Here is a 17,540-nt window from a genome sequence, read left to right on the forward strand (position 1 = left end):
TAATATATTTAAATGCATAATGTTGTTTTTTTGTTAGAAAAAGCAATTAAAATACGTAATTTCCAAATACGATAGGAGTGTGGAATATGGAATATCGCGACGTCAAATATGGTGAAAAAGCTAAGCGCAGAAATTATTCTAAAATGCGCTATGACATTGATTTGCCAGACCTCATAGAGATACAAACCAAGTCTTTTAAATGGTTTATTGATGAGGGTATTAAAGAACTGTTAGAAGATATTTCGCCCATTGAAGGACATAATGGCGATTTAAAACTATATTTTGAGGAACACTATCTAAGTGAACCTAAATATGGTGTACAAGAATCAAAAGTTAGAGATGTCAATTATGCGAAACAACTCTCTGCTCGTGTGAAACTAGAAAATGCAATAACTGGAGAAGTTCGTGAAAACGTAGTTCTTATGTGTGAAATCCCTTTTATGACACCATCGGGGACTTTTGTCATTAACGGAGCTGAACGTGTAGTCGTATCACAAATCATACGTTCTTCTGGTGCATATTTTACAAGTGAGCTAGACAAAAAAGTAAATCAAACTAAGTATTCAGCACAAGTTATTCCTACAAGAGGTGCTTGGATTGAATATGAATTAGGATCAAAAAACATCATGTATGCTAAACTGGATCGTTCAAAGAAAGTTCCAATGACTACAATGATGCGTGCATTAGGTTTTTCGACTAAAAAAGAAATTTATGAATTATTCGGAAAATCTACTTTTATGGATGCAACTTTTGATAAAGATGAAACAAAAAACAGTGATGAAGCCATCATTGATTTATACTCTAAACTAAGACAAGGCGAAAAAGTTCCTGCAGATGCTGCAAGAGAATTTGTTCGTATGCGTTTATTTGAACGTCGTCGTTATGACTTAGCTGCAGTAGGACGTTATAAATTTAATAAAAAATTAGACGTACTACAACGTATCTTAGGTACATATACAGCAACAGATGTTATTAACCCAGAAACTGGCGAAGTTTTAGTTGCAAAAGAAACAAAAATTACTGAGGATATTATTAGCATCTTAAGAGAAAACCGTCACGTGCTTCGCAGTGAAGTTATTTCTAAAGAAGAATCTCTTCAAAATGAAACACCTAATGAAATTTTAGCAGTTCGCCTTCCAGATGGTGGAGATGAACTATATACTAAAGAAAATATCATTAACTTAAGAACTGGTGAAGTCTTAGTTGCTAAAAATACTGAAATCAATGATGATGTATTCGCAATTTTAAGAAGAAACCGTCAATCTTTAGATGAAAAAGTTATTAAATATTTCTTTGGCGTCAAAGATATTTATGAAAAAGAATTAGAACGTAGTGGCGTTATCGTGGAAATGATTGAAGTCACTGTTAAAGATAAAGAAACTGAACGTATTTATCCAGTTAAGGTTATCGGTAACGATCAAAGAGAAGATAGAGAACATATTACACTATCTGATGTTGTTGCGTCTATGAGCTATTATTTAAATTTATATGATGGCCTAGGAAGTACTGATGACATTGACCACTTAGGTAATCGTCGTTTAAGACTTATTGGAGAATTGTTAAAGAATCAATTTAGAATCGGATTAGCTAGAGCAGAAAAGAATATTAAAGATAAGATGTCTACAACAACATTTGCAGATGCTACACCTTCTAATATTATTAATATGACTCCACTTGCTGGTGCTATCAAGACATTCTTTGGTAGTTCACAATTATCACAATTCATGGATCAAATTAATCCACTTGCTGAATTAACTCAAAAAAGAAGAGTTTCTGCACTTGGTACAGGTGGTCTAGCAAGAGATCGTGCTGGAGTTGAAGTACGTGACGTACATAACTCTCACTACGGTAGAATTTGTCCAATTGAAACTCCTGAAGGACCTTCAATTGGTTTGATTTCTTCACTTGCAACTTATGGTAAGGTTGATAAATATGGATTTATTCAAACACCTTACTTAAAGGTAGATCGTTCTAGCGGTCAACCAGTGGTAACAGAAGATATCCATTATTTAACAGCTGATGAAGAATATCATGAAGTGATTGCTTCAGCTGCAACACACCTTGATGTAAAAGGTGTAATTATTGAAGAAAAAATCATTGGTCGTCATCGTGGTGAAACTTCGATGTTTGAACTTGATGAAGTTACGTATATGGACGTTAGTCCTAAGCAAATTGTTTCTGTTGCGACATCTACAATTCCATTCTTGGAACATGATGATGCATCTAGAGCATTAATGGGCGCTAATATGCAACGTCAAGCTGTACCTTTACTAAAATCAGATTCTCCAATTGTAGGTACAGGTATTGAATATCGTGCAGCAAAAGATTCAGGCTCTGTAGTCGTATCTGATGTTTCAGGGTTTGTTACGTATGCAGATGGTACTAAAATCATTGTTACACAAAAACCAGATGACAAAGTTATGGTTGGTAACAATGTATTATTTGATCCAACACTTGAATTTACATATCAAATTGCTAAAACTTTAAAAGATTATGGCATGGGAAATAGCAAAACATTTAATTTAATTAATTTCTTTAGATCAAACCAAGATACAAACGTACTTCAAAGACCAATTGTTAAAGAAAAAGAATTCGTTAATGCTGGAGATGTCCTTGCAGATGGACCTTCAACAGATAAAGGCGAACTTGCTCTTGGTAGAAATGTTACAGTTGCGTTTATGACATGGGAAGGTTACAACTATGAAGATGCAATTATTCTATCTGAAGAACTAGTTAAAGATGATGTTTATACATCAATTCACATTGATGAATATGAAATCGAAACAAGAGAATTAAAAACTGGAAATGGTCGTGAAGAAATCACGAGAGAAGTTCCAAATGCTGGTTATGACGCACTTAAAAACTTAGATGAACGTGGTATTGTTATTGCGGGTAGTGAAGTTAAAGAAGGCGACATTTTAGTTGGTAAAATTACACCTAAAGGTGTGTTTGAACCAAGTCCATCAGAAAAATTAATTCATGCAGTTATCGGTGAAAAATCAAGAGAATATAGAGATTCATCTCTAAGAGTTCCACATGGTGGTGGTGGTATTGTTCAATCCATCCAATATTTTTCTAAGAAAAATGGAGATGCACTTCCAAGTGGAGTTAATGAATCTATTACAGTATATGTAGCTAAAAAACGTAAGATCTCTGAAGGAGATAAAATGGCTGGTCGTCATGGTAATAAAGGGGTTATCTCTAGAATATTACCAAGAGAAGATATGCCACATATGGCAGATGGTACTCCAGTTGACATCATGCTTAACCCACTAGGGGTTCCTTCACGTATGAATATTGGACAAATTTTAGAAATCCATTTAGGAATTGCGGCTAAGAATTTAGGTATTAAAATCGCAACTCCAGTATTTGATGGTTTAAATGATGATGACTTGAAGTCAATCATGAAAGAATCAAGAGATAAAACACTAGATTCAATCAAACCAAATAAACCAATTGATCAAATGACTGAAATGGAAAAATATAACTATGATCTTGACCTAAAAATGCTTGCACAATTTGGTGAAGATGGAAAAGTAACATTATATGATGGACGTACTGGTGAAGCATTCCACAATAGAGTTTCTGTTGGTGTGATGTACATGATTAAACTATCTCACATGGTTGATGATAAACTTCATGCAAGATCAGTTGGACCTTATACATTAGTTACACAACAACCAATGGGTGGTAAAGCACAAAATGGTGGACAACGTTTCGGTGAAATGGAAGTTTGGGCACTATATGCTTATGGTGCTGCACATACATTACAAGAAATGTTGACAGTTAAGTCAGATGATATGATCGGTAGAAATAAAGTCTACAGTTCAATTACACATGATAAACCTATTCCACAAGCTTCTATTCCAGAATCATTTAGAGTTTTAACAAGAGAATTACAATCCCTAGGATTATATGTTGAACTTATTGATGCTGAAACTGGAGAAAATGAAGCAACTAAATCACTTGTTGATCATACAAAAACGACCTTTAGTAAAGGAGGGTATCGCTAATGGCAAAAGAAAAACTAACGTTACACGTTGAATCTTTAAAACTGTCGCAAGATGCTCTCACTGCTTTAAAACTTGCAGGTATTGATCAATTAGAAGATTTTAATACATTTACATTAAAAGAATTATCAATGCTTCTTGGTGAAAGTTATGAAGAAACAAAATCAATTTTACGTAAATACTCTCTACCTAGACCATTAGATAATCTTAACTTAAGTAATGAAACTGTGAGCATTTTAAGAAATGCTGGCGTTCATGATTTAAAAGAATTTCTTGAATTTGATCGTCATGCACTTTATCATTTATTTGAAGAAGATTTGATTTTACGACAAGAAATAAATACAACATTAGAATTATATGGTATTGATGCTTTAAAAGAACATGCACACACAGAAACAGTTACAGATGACAAACATGTGGTTGATGCAGAAGTTGTTGAAGCAGAAGTAGAAAGTGCACTAGATGTTGATATGTCAGAAAGAATTGGCCGTCAAATCAAACCTGTTCGTAAAGGATATGGTTCACGTACATTTTCACATTTAAAAATACGTATCGCATCACCTGATGAAATTAGACAATGGTCTTATGGTGAAGTTAAAACACATGAAACTATTAACTATAGAACATCTAAACCTGAAGAGGGCGGCTTGTTCTGCGAAAGAATCTTTGGACCTACAAGAGACTATCAATGTGCTTGTGGTAAAAAACAAAGCGGTAACAAAGGCCAAATCTGCCAAAAATGTGGTATTGAAATCACAGAATCTAAAGTACGTAGAGAACGTATGGGACATATTGAATTAGAAGCACCAGTAGTTCATACTTGGTACTTAAAAAATTCACCTTCAAGATTAGCTATCCTTTTAGGAATTAAAGCAAAATCTCTAGAAGAAGTTGTCTATCATGCATCTTATATCGTAACAGATCCAGGCAGTGCACCTTTAACTAAAAAACAAATCTTATCAGAACAAGACTTTTCAATGTTAACTGAACAATATGGTTCAAAGTTCCAAGCATTGACTGGTGCTGAAGCTGTTAAAAAATTATTACAAGAATTAAATTTAGAAAAAGAAGTTAAATCATTAAGAAGAAAATTAAAAACTGCTTCTAAACAAAAACGTGAACGCATCATTAAACGTTTAGAAGTTGTTGAAGCATTTAACAACTCTGATAATAAACCTGAATGGATGGTTATGGATGTTATTCCAGTAATCCCACCAGATTTAAGACCAATGGTTGCACTTGATGGTGGACGTTTCGCGACAACAGACCTTAACGATTTGTATCGTCGTATTCTAAATAGAAATAACCGTCTTAAAAAACAAAAAGAACAAATGGCACCTAGATTAATTACAAAAAATGAAAAACGTATGTTACAAGAAGCTGTTGATGCATTATTTGATAATGCTAAACGTGGTAAAAAAGCGGCAGTTGAAAGAAACAGACATTTAAAATCATTATCTGATATGCTTCGTGGTAAGCAAGGTCGATTTAGACAAAACTTACTTGGTAAACGTGTTGACTACTCAGGTCGTTCAGTTATTATTGTTGGACCAGATTTAGAAATGTATCAATGTGGTATTCCAAGAGAAATGGCTATAACATTATTCAAACCATTTGTATTAAGAGAATTGCAAAGAATGCAAGGCGATGATCAAAACTCTAAGAAAAATGCAAACTCGAAATACGATAGAATGGATGATGATGTATGGGCAGCTTTAGAAAAGGTTGTTAAAGAACATCCAGTACTTCTAAACCGTGCACCAACACTACATAGACTTGGTATCCAAGCATTTGAACCTAAATTGATTGATGGTAAAGCAATTCGCCTACATCCACTTGTTACAGTTGCGTTTAACGCTGACTTTGACGGTGACCAAATGGCTGTCCATGTACCACTATCTAATGAAGCTCAAGCAGAAGCAAGATTATTGATGCTTGCATCAAATAATATCTTAAACCCTAAGGATGGAAAACCAGTTGTTACGCCATCTCAAGATATGGTTCTAGGAAATTATTATTTAACTATTGAAGAAAGATATGAACGTGAATTTAAAGGTTATCGTGCTGATATTCGCTTAGCGGAACATCATCAAAAACACCGTAACGAAGGACATTTCTTCTTTGATTTTGATGAAGCTTATCTTGCATATCAACATGATGAAATTGGATTGCATACAAGAATTATGATTGATCCAAGATCAATCAATCAAAAATTTGATGCAGATCAATTAAATAAATACTTATTAACAACATTAGGAAAATTGATATTCAATAGAATATTGCCTCCTACATTCCCATATTTAAATGAACCAACATTAGTAAACTTAGAACAAAAGACACCTGACAAATACTTTATGGCTAAAGGATTAAATCCTAAAGATTTCTTATTAACAGCACCAATTCCTGGTCCTTTTAAGAAAAAATTCTTATCACAAATTATTGCTCAAGTCTTTAAGCAACTACAAATATCAGAAACATCTAAGATGCTAGATAGACTTAAGGATTTAGGATTCAAATATTCTACAGTTGCAGGTATTACAGTATCGTTTGCAGATATTAATGTTTACTCTAAGAAGGGTGAACGTATCGATCAAACCAACAAAGCCATTGAACAAATTAATGGTTGGTATGAAGATGGTATGTTAACTGACCGTGAACGTCGTGACCTTGTTATTAAACAATGGCAAGATGCACGTGATGAAATTCAAGTTGGCCTAATGGCTGAATTTGATAGCGACAATAACATTTATATGATGAGTGACTCTGGTGCCCGTGGTAATGCATCCAACTTCTCGCAATTAGCGGGTATGCGTGGACTGATGAATAACCCTAAGGGTGAAACTATTGAAGTTCCAGTACAAGCATCATTTAGAGAAGGCTTGACTGTATCTGAATTCTTTATTTCTACCCATGGGGCTAGAAAAGGGTCTACCGATACAGCGTTAAAGACAGCTGAATCAGGATACTTAACACGTCGTTTAGTTGACGTTTCACAAGATGTTATCGTTGTTGATGAAGATTGCGGTACTGAACGTGGCGTTGTGATGAAATCTGTTATGGATGACACAAAAGAAATCGTGCCATTATATGATAGAATCGTTGGACGTTTTGCGTCTAAAGATGTTTTAAATCCAAAAACTAAAGAAGTACTAGTTAAGAGAAATGAATTGATTACAGAAGAAATTGGTACAATCATTATTCAAGCTGGACTTACACAAGTAGAAATTAGATCAAATCTGACATGTAATTCTGATAACGGCGTTTGTGCTAAATGTTATGGTAGAAACCTAGCAACTAACACAAGAGTTGAAGTTGGAGAAGCTGTTGGGGTTGTTGCAGCTCAATCTATTGGTGAACCAGGGACTCAGTTAACCATGAGAACCTTCCATACCGGTGGTGTTGCCTCAGCATCAGATATTACCCAAGGTCTACCTCGTATTCAAGAGTTATTTGAAGCGAGAAATCCAAAAGGTAAAGCAGTATTATGTGAAGTTGATGGAAAAGTTAAATCTGTTGATCGTCAACGTGGTGGTACAACTATCATTACGATTACTGATGTAGAAAATAAAGAATATAAATATACAATTGATCCAAATGTAGAATCTCTAGTTCGTAAGAGCGCAACAGTTAAGGCTGGGCAAAGATTAACATTAGGTTCAATTAATCCTAAAGAATTATTGCGTATTGTATCTACTGAAGCTGCTGAGATGTATATCTTAGAAGAAGTTCAAAAAGTTTATCGTGCTCAAGGTGTTGAGATTAGTGATAAGCATATTGAATTAATCATTAGACAAATGCTTAGAAGAATTAGCGTTGTAACTGAAGGAGATACTGAATTATTACCAGGTACTGAAGTATCAGTTTCATCATTTAAACGTGAAAATAGAAAAGCTTTTGCAGCATTCAAGCGTCCTGCAGTAGGTCGTCCAATCTTATTAGGTATTACAAGAGCTTCATTGAGATCTGATTCATTCTTATCAGCAGCATCATTCCAAGAAACAACTAGAATTTTAACGGATGCAGCGATTAGAGGTAAAACAGATGAACTACATGGCTTAAAAGAAAATGTTATCATTGGTGGATTAATTCCTGCTGGTACAGGTATCCTAAGAGATAAATCATTTGAATACGATCGCTCGAATACTTCATTTGATGAAGAGGAAGACGATTATCAATTCTAATAAATATAGACACACTTGGCTTAGCCAGTGTGTCTTTTTTTCGATATACCTACATAATATGTAAATACACTTAAATTATAGGGGTAAAAATGGTAAAATAGATACAGGTGATGAAATGAAAAAAGTACTAGTAATAGGCGGATCAGTCATAGATATATTCGCATATCCTAAAGAAAAATTAATCTTAGGAGATTCAAATCCAGGATATTTAAAAAGATCATTAGGTGGTGTAGCAAGAAATATAGCTGAAAATTTAGCTAGATTGGATGTTGATACCACACTTTTTACTGTTTTAGGCAAAGATGAAGGCAGAAGATGGATTATGACTTCAGCTCAAGAAGCTAAGCTAAAATTATCAGCTACCACTGTTGAACAAACACCTTCATATTTATCTATATTAAATGAAGAAAATGAACATGTAGTGTCAATAGCACTCATGGATCAAATAGAAACTTTAAGCATTGAAGATGTTAAAAAGAGAAGTAATATATTCAATCGAATTGATATCATTGTATTAGATACAAATCTTCATCAAGATACACTTGATTATATTGCTAAAACTTATAAAGATAAAGATATTTATATTGATGCGATTTCTTGTCAAAAAGCTGATAAGATTAAATCTATATATCCTTATATCCATACGCTTAAGATGAATTTGCTAGAAGCAAATTATTTAGCGAAAGCTGATAATCAACTAGATGATAAGATGTTAGGAAAATATTTTATTTCTAAAGGTGTTAAAGAAGTATATATTACTAAAGGACGTGAAGGTTCTTTTTACGTCTCAAATGATGAGTTTAGAGAAATGAAAGCTAAAAAAGTTGAGATTAAAAATGTTGCAGGTGCTGGAGATGCATATTTTGCTGGTGTTATTTATGCAAAATTAAATGATCTAGATCCACTTATTTATGGTACAAAAGCTGCACGTATTACATTACAAGATGAAAAAGCTGTTTCTCAAGAAATGAGTACAGAGAAAATCAAGGAGATAAATTAATGAACAAATATATAGAAATACACCCAGATATTCAAAAAGCTTTAGATGAAAAAAAGCCAGTTGTTGCTTTAGAATCAACAATTATATCACATGGTATGCCTTATCCTGAAAATGTCGCAATGGCATTAAAAGTTGAGCAAATCATTAAAGCAGAAGGTGCTATGCCTGCTACAATTGCGATTATAGATGGTGTGATTAAAGTGGGGCTTACAGAAGATGAAATTAAATATTTAGCGCAAAAGAAAGATGTCTTAAAAGTAAGCAAAAGAGATTTTGGATATTGTGTTTCTCAAAAGAAAACAGGTGCAACTACAGTATCAGGAACCATGTTAGTTGCTAACATGGCAGGTATAAAAGTATTTGCTACTGGTGGTATCGGTGGCGTGCATCGTGGCGCAGAATTATCATTTGATATTTCAAGAGATTTAGAAGAATTAGCAGAACTTGATGTAGCAGTTATATGTGCAGGAGCTAAGTCAATTCTAGATTTAGGATTAACTTTAGAATACCTAGAAACAAAAGGTGTTGAATTAATAGGATATCAAACTAAAGAGCTACCAGCATTTTACTCTAGAGAAAGTGGATTTGATTTGGAAATTAAATTAGATACTCCAAAAGAAATTGCAGATCTAATGAAAGCGAAATGGTCTTTAGGTATTAAAGGCGGTATGGTGATTGCTAATCCAATTCCTAAGGCTTTTAGCCAAGATGCTAAGATGATGAATGAAGTTATAACAAAAGCATTACAAGAGGCTAAATTAGAAGGTATTAAAGGTAAAGATGTAACACCATTCTTGCTAGCTAAGGTTAAAGAATTAACAAAAGGTGTTAGCCTAGAAGCTAATCTTGAGTTAGTTTATAATAACGCAAGACTTGCAGCACAAATAGCTAAGTCATACAATAATTAAAATAATCTTACGGTATATATTATATATATACCGTTTTTTTAACTAAATTTATATCTTAAGATAAATCAAAGGATTAATTAGACTTGACCTTTTGGCCTTAATCTACTACAATAGTATATGTTCATTCAAATGCACATTTTAAAATGTGTCATTAATTGAGTGAAAAACAATGTCTTATATTATAATAGACATATGCAGTTTTTAAAGTGAGGAAAAAATTATGGATTTATTTAAGAAGTGTTTTAGTTATGATGCAGTTAAAAATGCTAAAAGGGATGGTTACTATCCTTATTTTCATGTACTAAACTCAAAACAAGATACAATCGTTGAAATGGAAGGCAAAAAGATGATTATGATTGGTTCTAATAACTATCTAGGACTAGCATCTCATCCAGAAGTCATAAAAGCAGCAGTTGATGCTACTAATGAATATGGAACTGGCGTTTCAGGATCAAGATTTTTAAATGGAACACTCGATTTACATATACAATTTGAAAAAGAGTTGTCGGAATTTCTTCATAAAGAAGATGCAACTATTTTCTCAACAGGATTTCAATCAAATTTAGGTATTATCTCAGCTATTGCAGGTAGAAATGATATTATTTTTTCTGATAAAGAAAATCATGCAAGTATCTATGATGGTACAAGATTATCTTATGCTGAAGTTGTAAGATTTAATCATAGTGATATGGAAGACTTAGAATTAAAACTTAGTAAAGCAGATCCAAACAAAGGAAAACTCATCTTAACGGATGGTGTATTTTCAATGAGTGGAGATATTTGTGATCTTCCTGAAATTGTAAGACTTGCTAAAAAATATGAAGCAAGAGTTATGGTTGATGATGCTCATGGTTTAGGTGTCATGGGTAAACATGGTAGAGGTACTGCTGAACATTTTGGTCTAGAAGATGAAGTAGATATCATTATGGGTACATTTTCAAAATCACTAGCAAGCCTAGGTGGTTATGTTGCTGCTAGTCATGATGTTGTTGACTATATAAGACATAATTCAAGACCATATATCTTCTCTGCAGCGATTCCTGCATCTAATGCAGCAGCTGCTCTTCAAGCATTAAGAATTTTAAAAAGAGAACCTGAAAGAGTACAAGCCCTAAGAGATATCGCAAATTATATGCGTGCTGGACTTAAAAAAAGAGGATTAGAATTAAGACCATCAGAAACACCAATTATCCCAATATATACATACATGCCTTTAAGAACTATGGTTGCATGTAACCAATTATTTGAACATGGTGTTTATGTGAACCCTGTTGTTCCACCAGCTACTACAGTGGGAGAATGTTTAATCAGAACAAGCTATACAGCAACACATACAAAAGAACAAATGGATGAAGCTATTGATAAAATAGTAGAAGTATTAAAAGGATTGGAAGATTTAAATGAATAATTCAAAAGTAGTAGTCATTACAGGAACTTCAAGCGGTATTGGTTTTGAAGTCGCAAAATTTTTAAGCATGAAAAACTATATCGTTTATGGTATATCTAGATCAAAAGTTCATGATAAATGCGTCAAAAGTATACAAGCAGATGTAACTGATTACGAACAATTAAAACAAGCATATCAAGATATATTTGATGTTGAAGGGCATATTGATTGTTTAATTAATAATGCTGGTATGGGTATCTCTGGAAGTATTGAACAAACTTCACTAGAAGATGCTAAATACATGATGGATGTTAACTTTATGGGCGTTTTTCACTCTACTAAAGCGATGCTTCCATTTTTGAGACAATCAAATAAATCAAAAATAATAAATATTAGTAGTGTAGCTGGAAGATTAGCTATACCTTTTCAAGGCTTTTATAGCAGCTCAAAAGCTGCAATTAATGCTTTTTCTGAAAGTTTAAGAATTGAATTAAGTCCACTTCATATTCAAGTCTGTAGTGTCATGCCTGGAGATATTAAAACTGGGTTTACTAAAAACAGAAGAAAAAATGAAAACGAAAGTGAACTTTATCAAAAGCGTGTTGATAAATCTATTCAAGTTATGGAAAAAGATGAACATAACGGTATGGATGCTGAATATGCAGCTAAAGTAATATATAAATTAGTTAAAAGAAAAAGAATGCCTATATATAAAACCATAGGTGTTAAATATAAAGTATTTATATTCCTTCAAAAATTACTACCTGCAAGATTAGTTAATAATCTTGTCGGATCAATTTATGGATTTAAGAAAGGATAGAGTATGAAACATACTTATCAAACACTTATGCTAGCTCTATTTTCCGGAATATTAGTCGGTATTGGTGGCATATTATATGTAAGCTCATCAAATAAAATTATAGGCGGAGTATTATTTAGTTTTGCACTTCTCTTAATTGTTAGTAGAGGATATTACTTATTTACAGGTAAAGTTGGATATTTACTTCCTTATAAAAAAGGAAATTTAAAATTAATAGGATTAACTTTATTAGGTAACACAGTAGGTATTTCTTTAATTTCAGCATTGTTTTTATTATCAGGTAAGAATAATGCACTGTTAAATGCTCAATACATCTTTGCAGGTAAGCTTGCTCAATCTTGGTTAGAAACATTAGTGCTTGCGATATTTTGTGGGTTCATGATGTATTTAGCAGTAGATAGTTATGATAAAATTAAAAATCAAATCGCATCAGTTTTTGTAGTGATCTTTGCAGTAGTAATCTTTATTGTCGCAGGATTTGAACATAGTATTGCAGATATGTCATACTTAGTATTATCAAAAACTTTTACGTTTGAATCATTACTATTTATAGGTATTGTTATCATTGGAAATTTGATTGGAGCAGTTGCTTTAAATCTGTTACAAGAACAAGTAAAAAAAGCATTAAAATAAATAAAAATTATAAGACCAAGAAAACCCTTGGTCTTTTTTATTTTGTATATATAAAATCAATAAATACATATGATTGTAAATATATGTAAAAATATGCGTAAAACAGCAAAAAAAGCATTAAAAATGTTGACAATAACTACATTATATTATATAATTAAAACGCTGTGTTATTTACACACTGTATGACTAATTAATTTGGCCTTATAAAGCCAAATATATTTTTTAAACAAAAAAAGAAACACATGGATATGTGTTGAGGAAAGGAGAACAACCAAATGCCTACAATACAACAACTTGTAAAAAAAGGAAGATCTACTAAAAAGTACAAATCAAAATCACCAGCTCTTGGTTATGGATATAACAGTCTACAAAAGAGTGAAAGTGATTATACATCACCACAAAAACGTGGGGTATGTACTCGTGTTACAACAATGACACCTAAAAAACCTAACTCGGCTTTACGTAAATATGCACGTGTTCGTTTAAGTAACCAAACAGAAGTTACAGCTTACATTCCAGGAATTGGACACTCTTTACAAGAGCATAGTGTGGTACTTATCCGTGGTGGTCGTGTTAAAGACCTACCTGGTGTACGTTATCACATTATCCGCGGAACACTTGATACTTCAGGTGTAGCAAACCGTATGCAAGCCCGCTCTAAGTACGGAGCAAAACGACCTAAAAAATAAAAATAAAAAGAACAATCAAAAGAAAGGAAGTAGGTGAACTACATGCCACGTAAAGGACATATAGTAAAACGCGATGTTTTACCAGATCCAATTTATCAATCGAAATTAGTAACACGTATTGTAAATACAATTATGGTCGATGGTAAAAAAGGTACAGCTCAAAGTATATTATACGGAGCGTTTAACCGCGTCAAAGCAGTAACAGGACGCGAACCAATAGAAGTATTTAATGAAGCATTAAATAATATTATACCAGTATTAGAAGTTCGCTCACGCCGTATTGGTGGGCAAAACTATCAAGTACCAGTAGAAGTAAGAGCTTCAAGAAAAACAACATTAGGATTAAGATGGTTAATTAATTATGCAAGATTGCGTAATGAAAAGACAATGGAAGAAAGATTAGCGAAAGAAATCATGGACGCATCACAAGGATTAGGTGCTGCTGTGAAGAAACGTGAAGATGTACACCGCATGGCTGAAGCAAATAAAGCATTTGCTCACTATCGCTGGTAATAAAGGAGATTTAAAATTATGCCTCGTGTATTCCCATTAAACAAAGTGCGTAATATTGGCATCATGGCCCATATTGACGCTGGAAAGACAACAACTACAGAGAGAATTTTATTCCACACTGGTAAAATTCATAAACTGGGTGAAGTTCACGATGGTGCAGCTACAATGGACTGGATGGCTCAAGAACAAGAGCGCGGTATTACGATTACTTCAGCAGCTACAACAGCTTTCTGGAAAGATCATAAGATTAATATTATCGATACTCCAGGTCACGTTGATTTTACAGTAGAAGTATCTAGATCATTGCGTGTGCTTGATGGTGCTGTTACAGTACTAGATGCACAAGCAGGAGTTGAACCTCAAACTGAAACAGTTTGGAGACAAGCTACTGAATATAAAGTTCCAAGAATTGTCTATATTAATAAAATGGATAAAATTGGTGCGGATTTTGCTAGAGCTATCAAAACGATTCATAATCGTTTAGGTGTTAAAGCAGTTCCTATTCAATGGCCAATCGGCGCTGAATCAGAATTTGATGGTATTATTGACTTAATTGAGAAAAAAGCATATCATTTCGACGGTAACTCAGAAGAAGTTACTAAAGAAATTGCTATACCTGCTCATTTGGCTGACATTGTCGAAGAAAAAAGATTAGAATTAATTGAAGCAGTTGCGGATTTTGATGAAGACATTATGATGAGTTACCTTGAAGGTGAAGACGTATCTATTGATAAAATCAAAAAAGCAATTAGAAAAGGCACATTAGCTGTTAAATTTTTCCCAGTTGTGTGTGGATCTTCATTTAAAAATAAAGGTGTTAAATTTGTATTAGATGCAGTTATCGATTATCTTCCTGCTCCTACTGATGTAGAATCAGTAACAGGATTAGACTCAGATGGAAACGAAGTAAAACGTAAATCAAATGATGATGAACCATTTACTGCGCTAGCATTTAAAGTTATGACAGACCCATATGTTGGACGTTTGACATTCTTTAGAGTGTATTCAGGAAAATTAGAAGCTGGATCATATGTATTAAACACAAACAAAGATAAAAAAGAAAGATTTGGACGTATTCTTCAAATGCATGCCAATCACCGTGAAGAAATTAAAGAAGTATTCGCAGGCGATATAGCAGCAGTTGTTGGACTTAAGAATACTACAACAGGAGATACACTTACTTTAGAAAAAGATGATATCATCTTAGAATCTATGGTATTCCCTGAACCTGTTATCAATGTTGCGATTGAACCTAAAACAAAACAAGATCAAGATAAAATGAATGTTGCTCTTGTAAAACTTGCAGAAGAAGATCCAACGTTTAAAACATTTACAGATCATGAAACTGGACAAACAATTATTGCTGGTATGGGTGAACTTCACTTAGATATTATTGTTGATCGTATGAAAAGAGAATTTAAGGTAGAAGCTAATGTTGCTGAACCTCAAGTTTCTTATCGTGAAACAATTAGTCAAGAAGCTGATATCGAATCTAAGTTTGTTAGACAATCTGGTGGGCGTGGACAATATGGACATGTTATCATCAAGTTTGAACCAAATCCTGGTAAAGGATTCCAGTTCGTAGATAAAATTGTTGGTGGTGTAATTCCTAGAGAATACATTCCATCAGTCTTAAAAGGTTTAGAAGAATCAATGCCTAATGGTATCATTGCTGGTTATCCTGCAATTGACATTAAAGCAACTCTACATTATGGATCATACCATGAAGTGGATTCATCAGAAATGGCGTTTAAAATTGCAGCTTCTATGGCTTTAAGAGAAACTAGAACACAATGTGCTCCAATATTACTAGAACCAATTATGGATGTTGAAGTCGTTGTTCCAAATGATTATGTTGGTAACGTTATTGGTGATATTACATCAAGACGTGGACGTATGGAGAGTCAAGAAACAAGAGGAAATGCAGCAGCAATTCGTTCATTTGTGCCTTTGGCAGAAATGTTTGGTTATGCAACATCTCTTCGTTCAAATACTCAAGGTCGCGCAACGTTTATGATGCAATTTAGTCATTATGACCGTTGTCCAAAATCAATTATGGAAGAAATTATGAAAAAGCGTGGCATGAACTAGTTCGATGCTTGCAAAATCATAAAAATTAATATAAAATAAATATGATATATAAAATCAAAAAATCAATCAAAAAATAGGAGGAACTATTAAAATGGCAAAGAAAAAATTTGAAAGAACAAAACCACACGTTAACGTTGGAACAATTGGTCACGTTGACCATGGTAAAACTACTTTAACTGCTGCAATTACTACAGTATTAGCTGGAAAAGGATTAGCAGACATTAAAGATTATGCATCAATCGATAGTGCACCAGAAGAAAAAGAACGTGGTATTACAATTAATACAGCACACGTTGAATATGCTACAGAAGCTCGTCACTATGCACACGTTGACTGCCCAGGACATGCTGACTACGTAAAAAATATGATTACTGGTGCTGCACAAATGGATGGCGGAATCTTAGTTGTATCTGCTGCAGATGGCCCTATGCCTCAAACTCGTGAACATATCTTACTTGCTGGTCAAGTTGGAGTACCTAAGTTAGTTGTTTTCTTAAACAAATGTGACATGGTAGATGACGAAGAACTTTTAGACTTAGTTGAAATGGAAGTTCGTGAATTATTATCAGAATATGATTTCCCAGGTGATGACATTCCTGTGATCCGTGGATCTGCACTTGGTGCATTAAACGGAGATCCAAAATGGATTGGAGCTATTGAAGAATTAATGGAAGCTGTTGATACTTATATCGATACTCCAGTTCGTCAAACAGACAAACCATTCTTAATGCCAGTTGAAGATGTATTTACAATTACTGGACGTGGAACAGTTGCTACAGGCCGTGTTGAACGTGGTCAAGTTAAAGTTGGAGACCAAGTAGAAATAGTTGGTTTAACAGATACTAAAACTACAGTTGTAACTGGTGTTGAAATGTTTAGAAAATTATTAGATTACGCAGAAGCTGGAGATAACATTGGTGCTTTATTAAGAGGTATCAACCGTGAACAAGTTGAACGTGGTCAAGTATTAGCTAAACCTAAATCAGTTAATCCACACGCTAAGTTTGAAGCACAAGTATACGTTTTATCAAAAGAAGAAGGTGGACGTCATACAGCATTTTTCTCAAACTATCGTCCTCAATTCTATTTCCGTACAACTGACGTAACAGGAGTTATTACACTTCAAGAAGGTACTGAAATGGTTATGCCTGGTGATAATACAGTTATGAACGTAGAATTAATTCATCCAATCGCTATCGAAGAAGGAACTAAGTTCTCAATTCGTGAAGGTGGACGTACTGTTGGTGCTGGTTCAGTAGTTAAAATTATTGAATAGTATTTAAAACAATAACTTAAAAGAGACGAAAG

General features: G+C 33.6%; 11 protein-coding genes. All 11 read left to right on the forward strand.

What is annotated here, in order from left to right; translation table 11 throughout:
* The first annotated feature begins 86 nt into the window (after positions 1-86).
* The 11 genes from rpoB to tuf all read left to right on the forward strand — a co-directional run bounded on the left by rpoB (position 87) and on the right by tuf (position 17,508).
* Positions 87-4,013 (forward strand): DNA-directed RNA polymerase subunit beta, encoded by a 3,927-nt coding sequence (gene rpoB, locus MPAN_RS01590; protein WP_176239676.1) that lies wholly within the window; start codon positions 87-89, stop codon positions 4,011-4,013.
* A complete protein-coding gene (gene rpoC / locus MPAN_RS01595) occupies positions 4,013-8,191 on the forward strand; it encodes a DNA-directed RNA polymerase subunit beta' (RefSeq protein ID WP_176239675.1) in 4,179 nt (1,392 codons plus the stop codon). Before rpoB ends, rpoC begins: the two co-directional genes overlap by 1 nt.
* Before the next feature lie 115 nt (positions 8,192-8,306).
* Complete coding sequence (locus MPAN_RS01600) at positions 8,307-9,191, forward strand: carbohydrate kinase family protein (RefSeq protein ID WP_176239674.1); 885 nt, start codon at positions 8,307-8,309, stop codon at positions 9,189-9,191.
* On the forward strand, positions 9,191-10,099 hold the full coding sequence (locus tag MPAN_RS01605; protein ID WP_176239673.1) for a pseudouridine-5'-phosphate glycosidase: 909 nt from the start codon (positions 9,191-9,193) through the stop codon (positions 10,097-10,099). The genes MPAN_RS01600 and MPAN_RS01605 overlap by 1 nt, the downstream gene beginning before the upstream one ends.
* Before the next feature lie 220 nt (positions 10,100-10,319).
* Positions 10,320-11,507: an aminotransferase class I/II-fold pyridoxal phosphate-dependent enzyme gene (locus MPAN_RS01610; protein ID WP_176239672.1), complete on the forward strand. Its 1,188-nt coding sequence runs from the start codon at positions 10,320-10,322 to the stop codon at positions 11,505-11,507.
* Complete coding sequence (locus tag MPAN_RS01615; RefSeq protein WP_176239671.1) at positions 11,500-12,306, forward strand: SDR family oxidoreductase; 807 nt, start codon at positions 11,500-11,502, stop codon at positions 12,304-12,306. Before MPAN_RS01610 ends, MPAN_RS01615 begins: the two co-directional genes overlap by 8 nt.
* Before the next feature lie 3 nt (positions 12,307-12,309).
* The gene (locus tag MPAN_RS01620; protein ID WP_176239670.1) at positions 12,310-12,939 is read left to right on the forward strand and encodes a formate/nitrite transporter family protein; all 630 of its coding nucleotides are present in this window, start codon (positions 12,310-12,312) and stop codon (positions 12,937-12,939) included.
* Between the two features lie 275 nt (positions 12,940-13,214).
* Entirely contained in the window at positions 13,215-13,628 is a 414-nt protein-coding gene (gene rpsL, locus MPAN_RS01625) for a 30S ribosomal protein S12 (protein ID WP_176239669.1), read from the forward strand.
* Between the two features lie 42 nt (positions 13,629-13,670).
* Positions 13,671-14,141, forward strand: coding sequence for a 30S ribosomal protein S7 (rpsG, locus tag MPAN_RS01630; RefSeq protein ID WP_176239668.1), 471 nt, complete (start codon positions 13,671-13,673; stop codon positions 14,139-14,141).
* Positions 14,142-14,159: 18 nt separating this feature from the next.
* Complete coding sequence (fusA, locus tag MPAN_RS01635) at positions 14,160-16,232, forward strand: elongation factor G (RefSeq protein ID WP_176239667.1); 2,073 nt, start codon at positions 14,160-14,162, stop codon at positions 16,230-16,232.
* Between the two features lie 91 nt (positions 16,233-16,323).
* On the forward strand, positions 16,324-17,508 hold the full coding sequence (tuf, locus tag MPAN_RS01640) for an elongation factor Tu (RefSeq protein ID WP_176239666.1): 1,185 nt from the start codon (positions 16,324-16,326) through the stop codon (positions 17,506-17,508).
* The last annotated feature ends 32 nt before the right edge of the window (positions 17,509-17,540 follow it).

The sequence above is a fragment of the Mariniplasma anaerobium genome (genome assembly GCF_016865445.1).
Lineage (GTDB): Bacteria > Bacillota_I > Bacilli_A > Acholeplasmatales > Acholeplasmataceae > Mariniplasma > Mariniplasma anaerobium.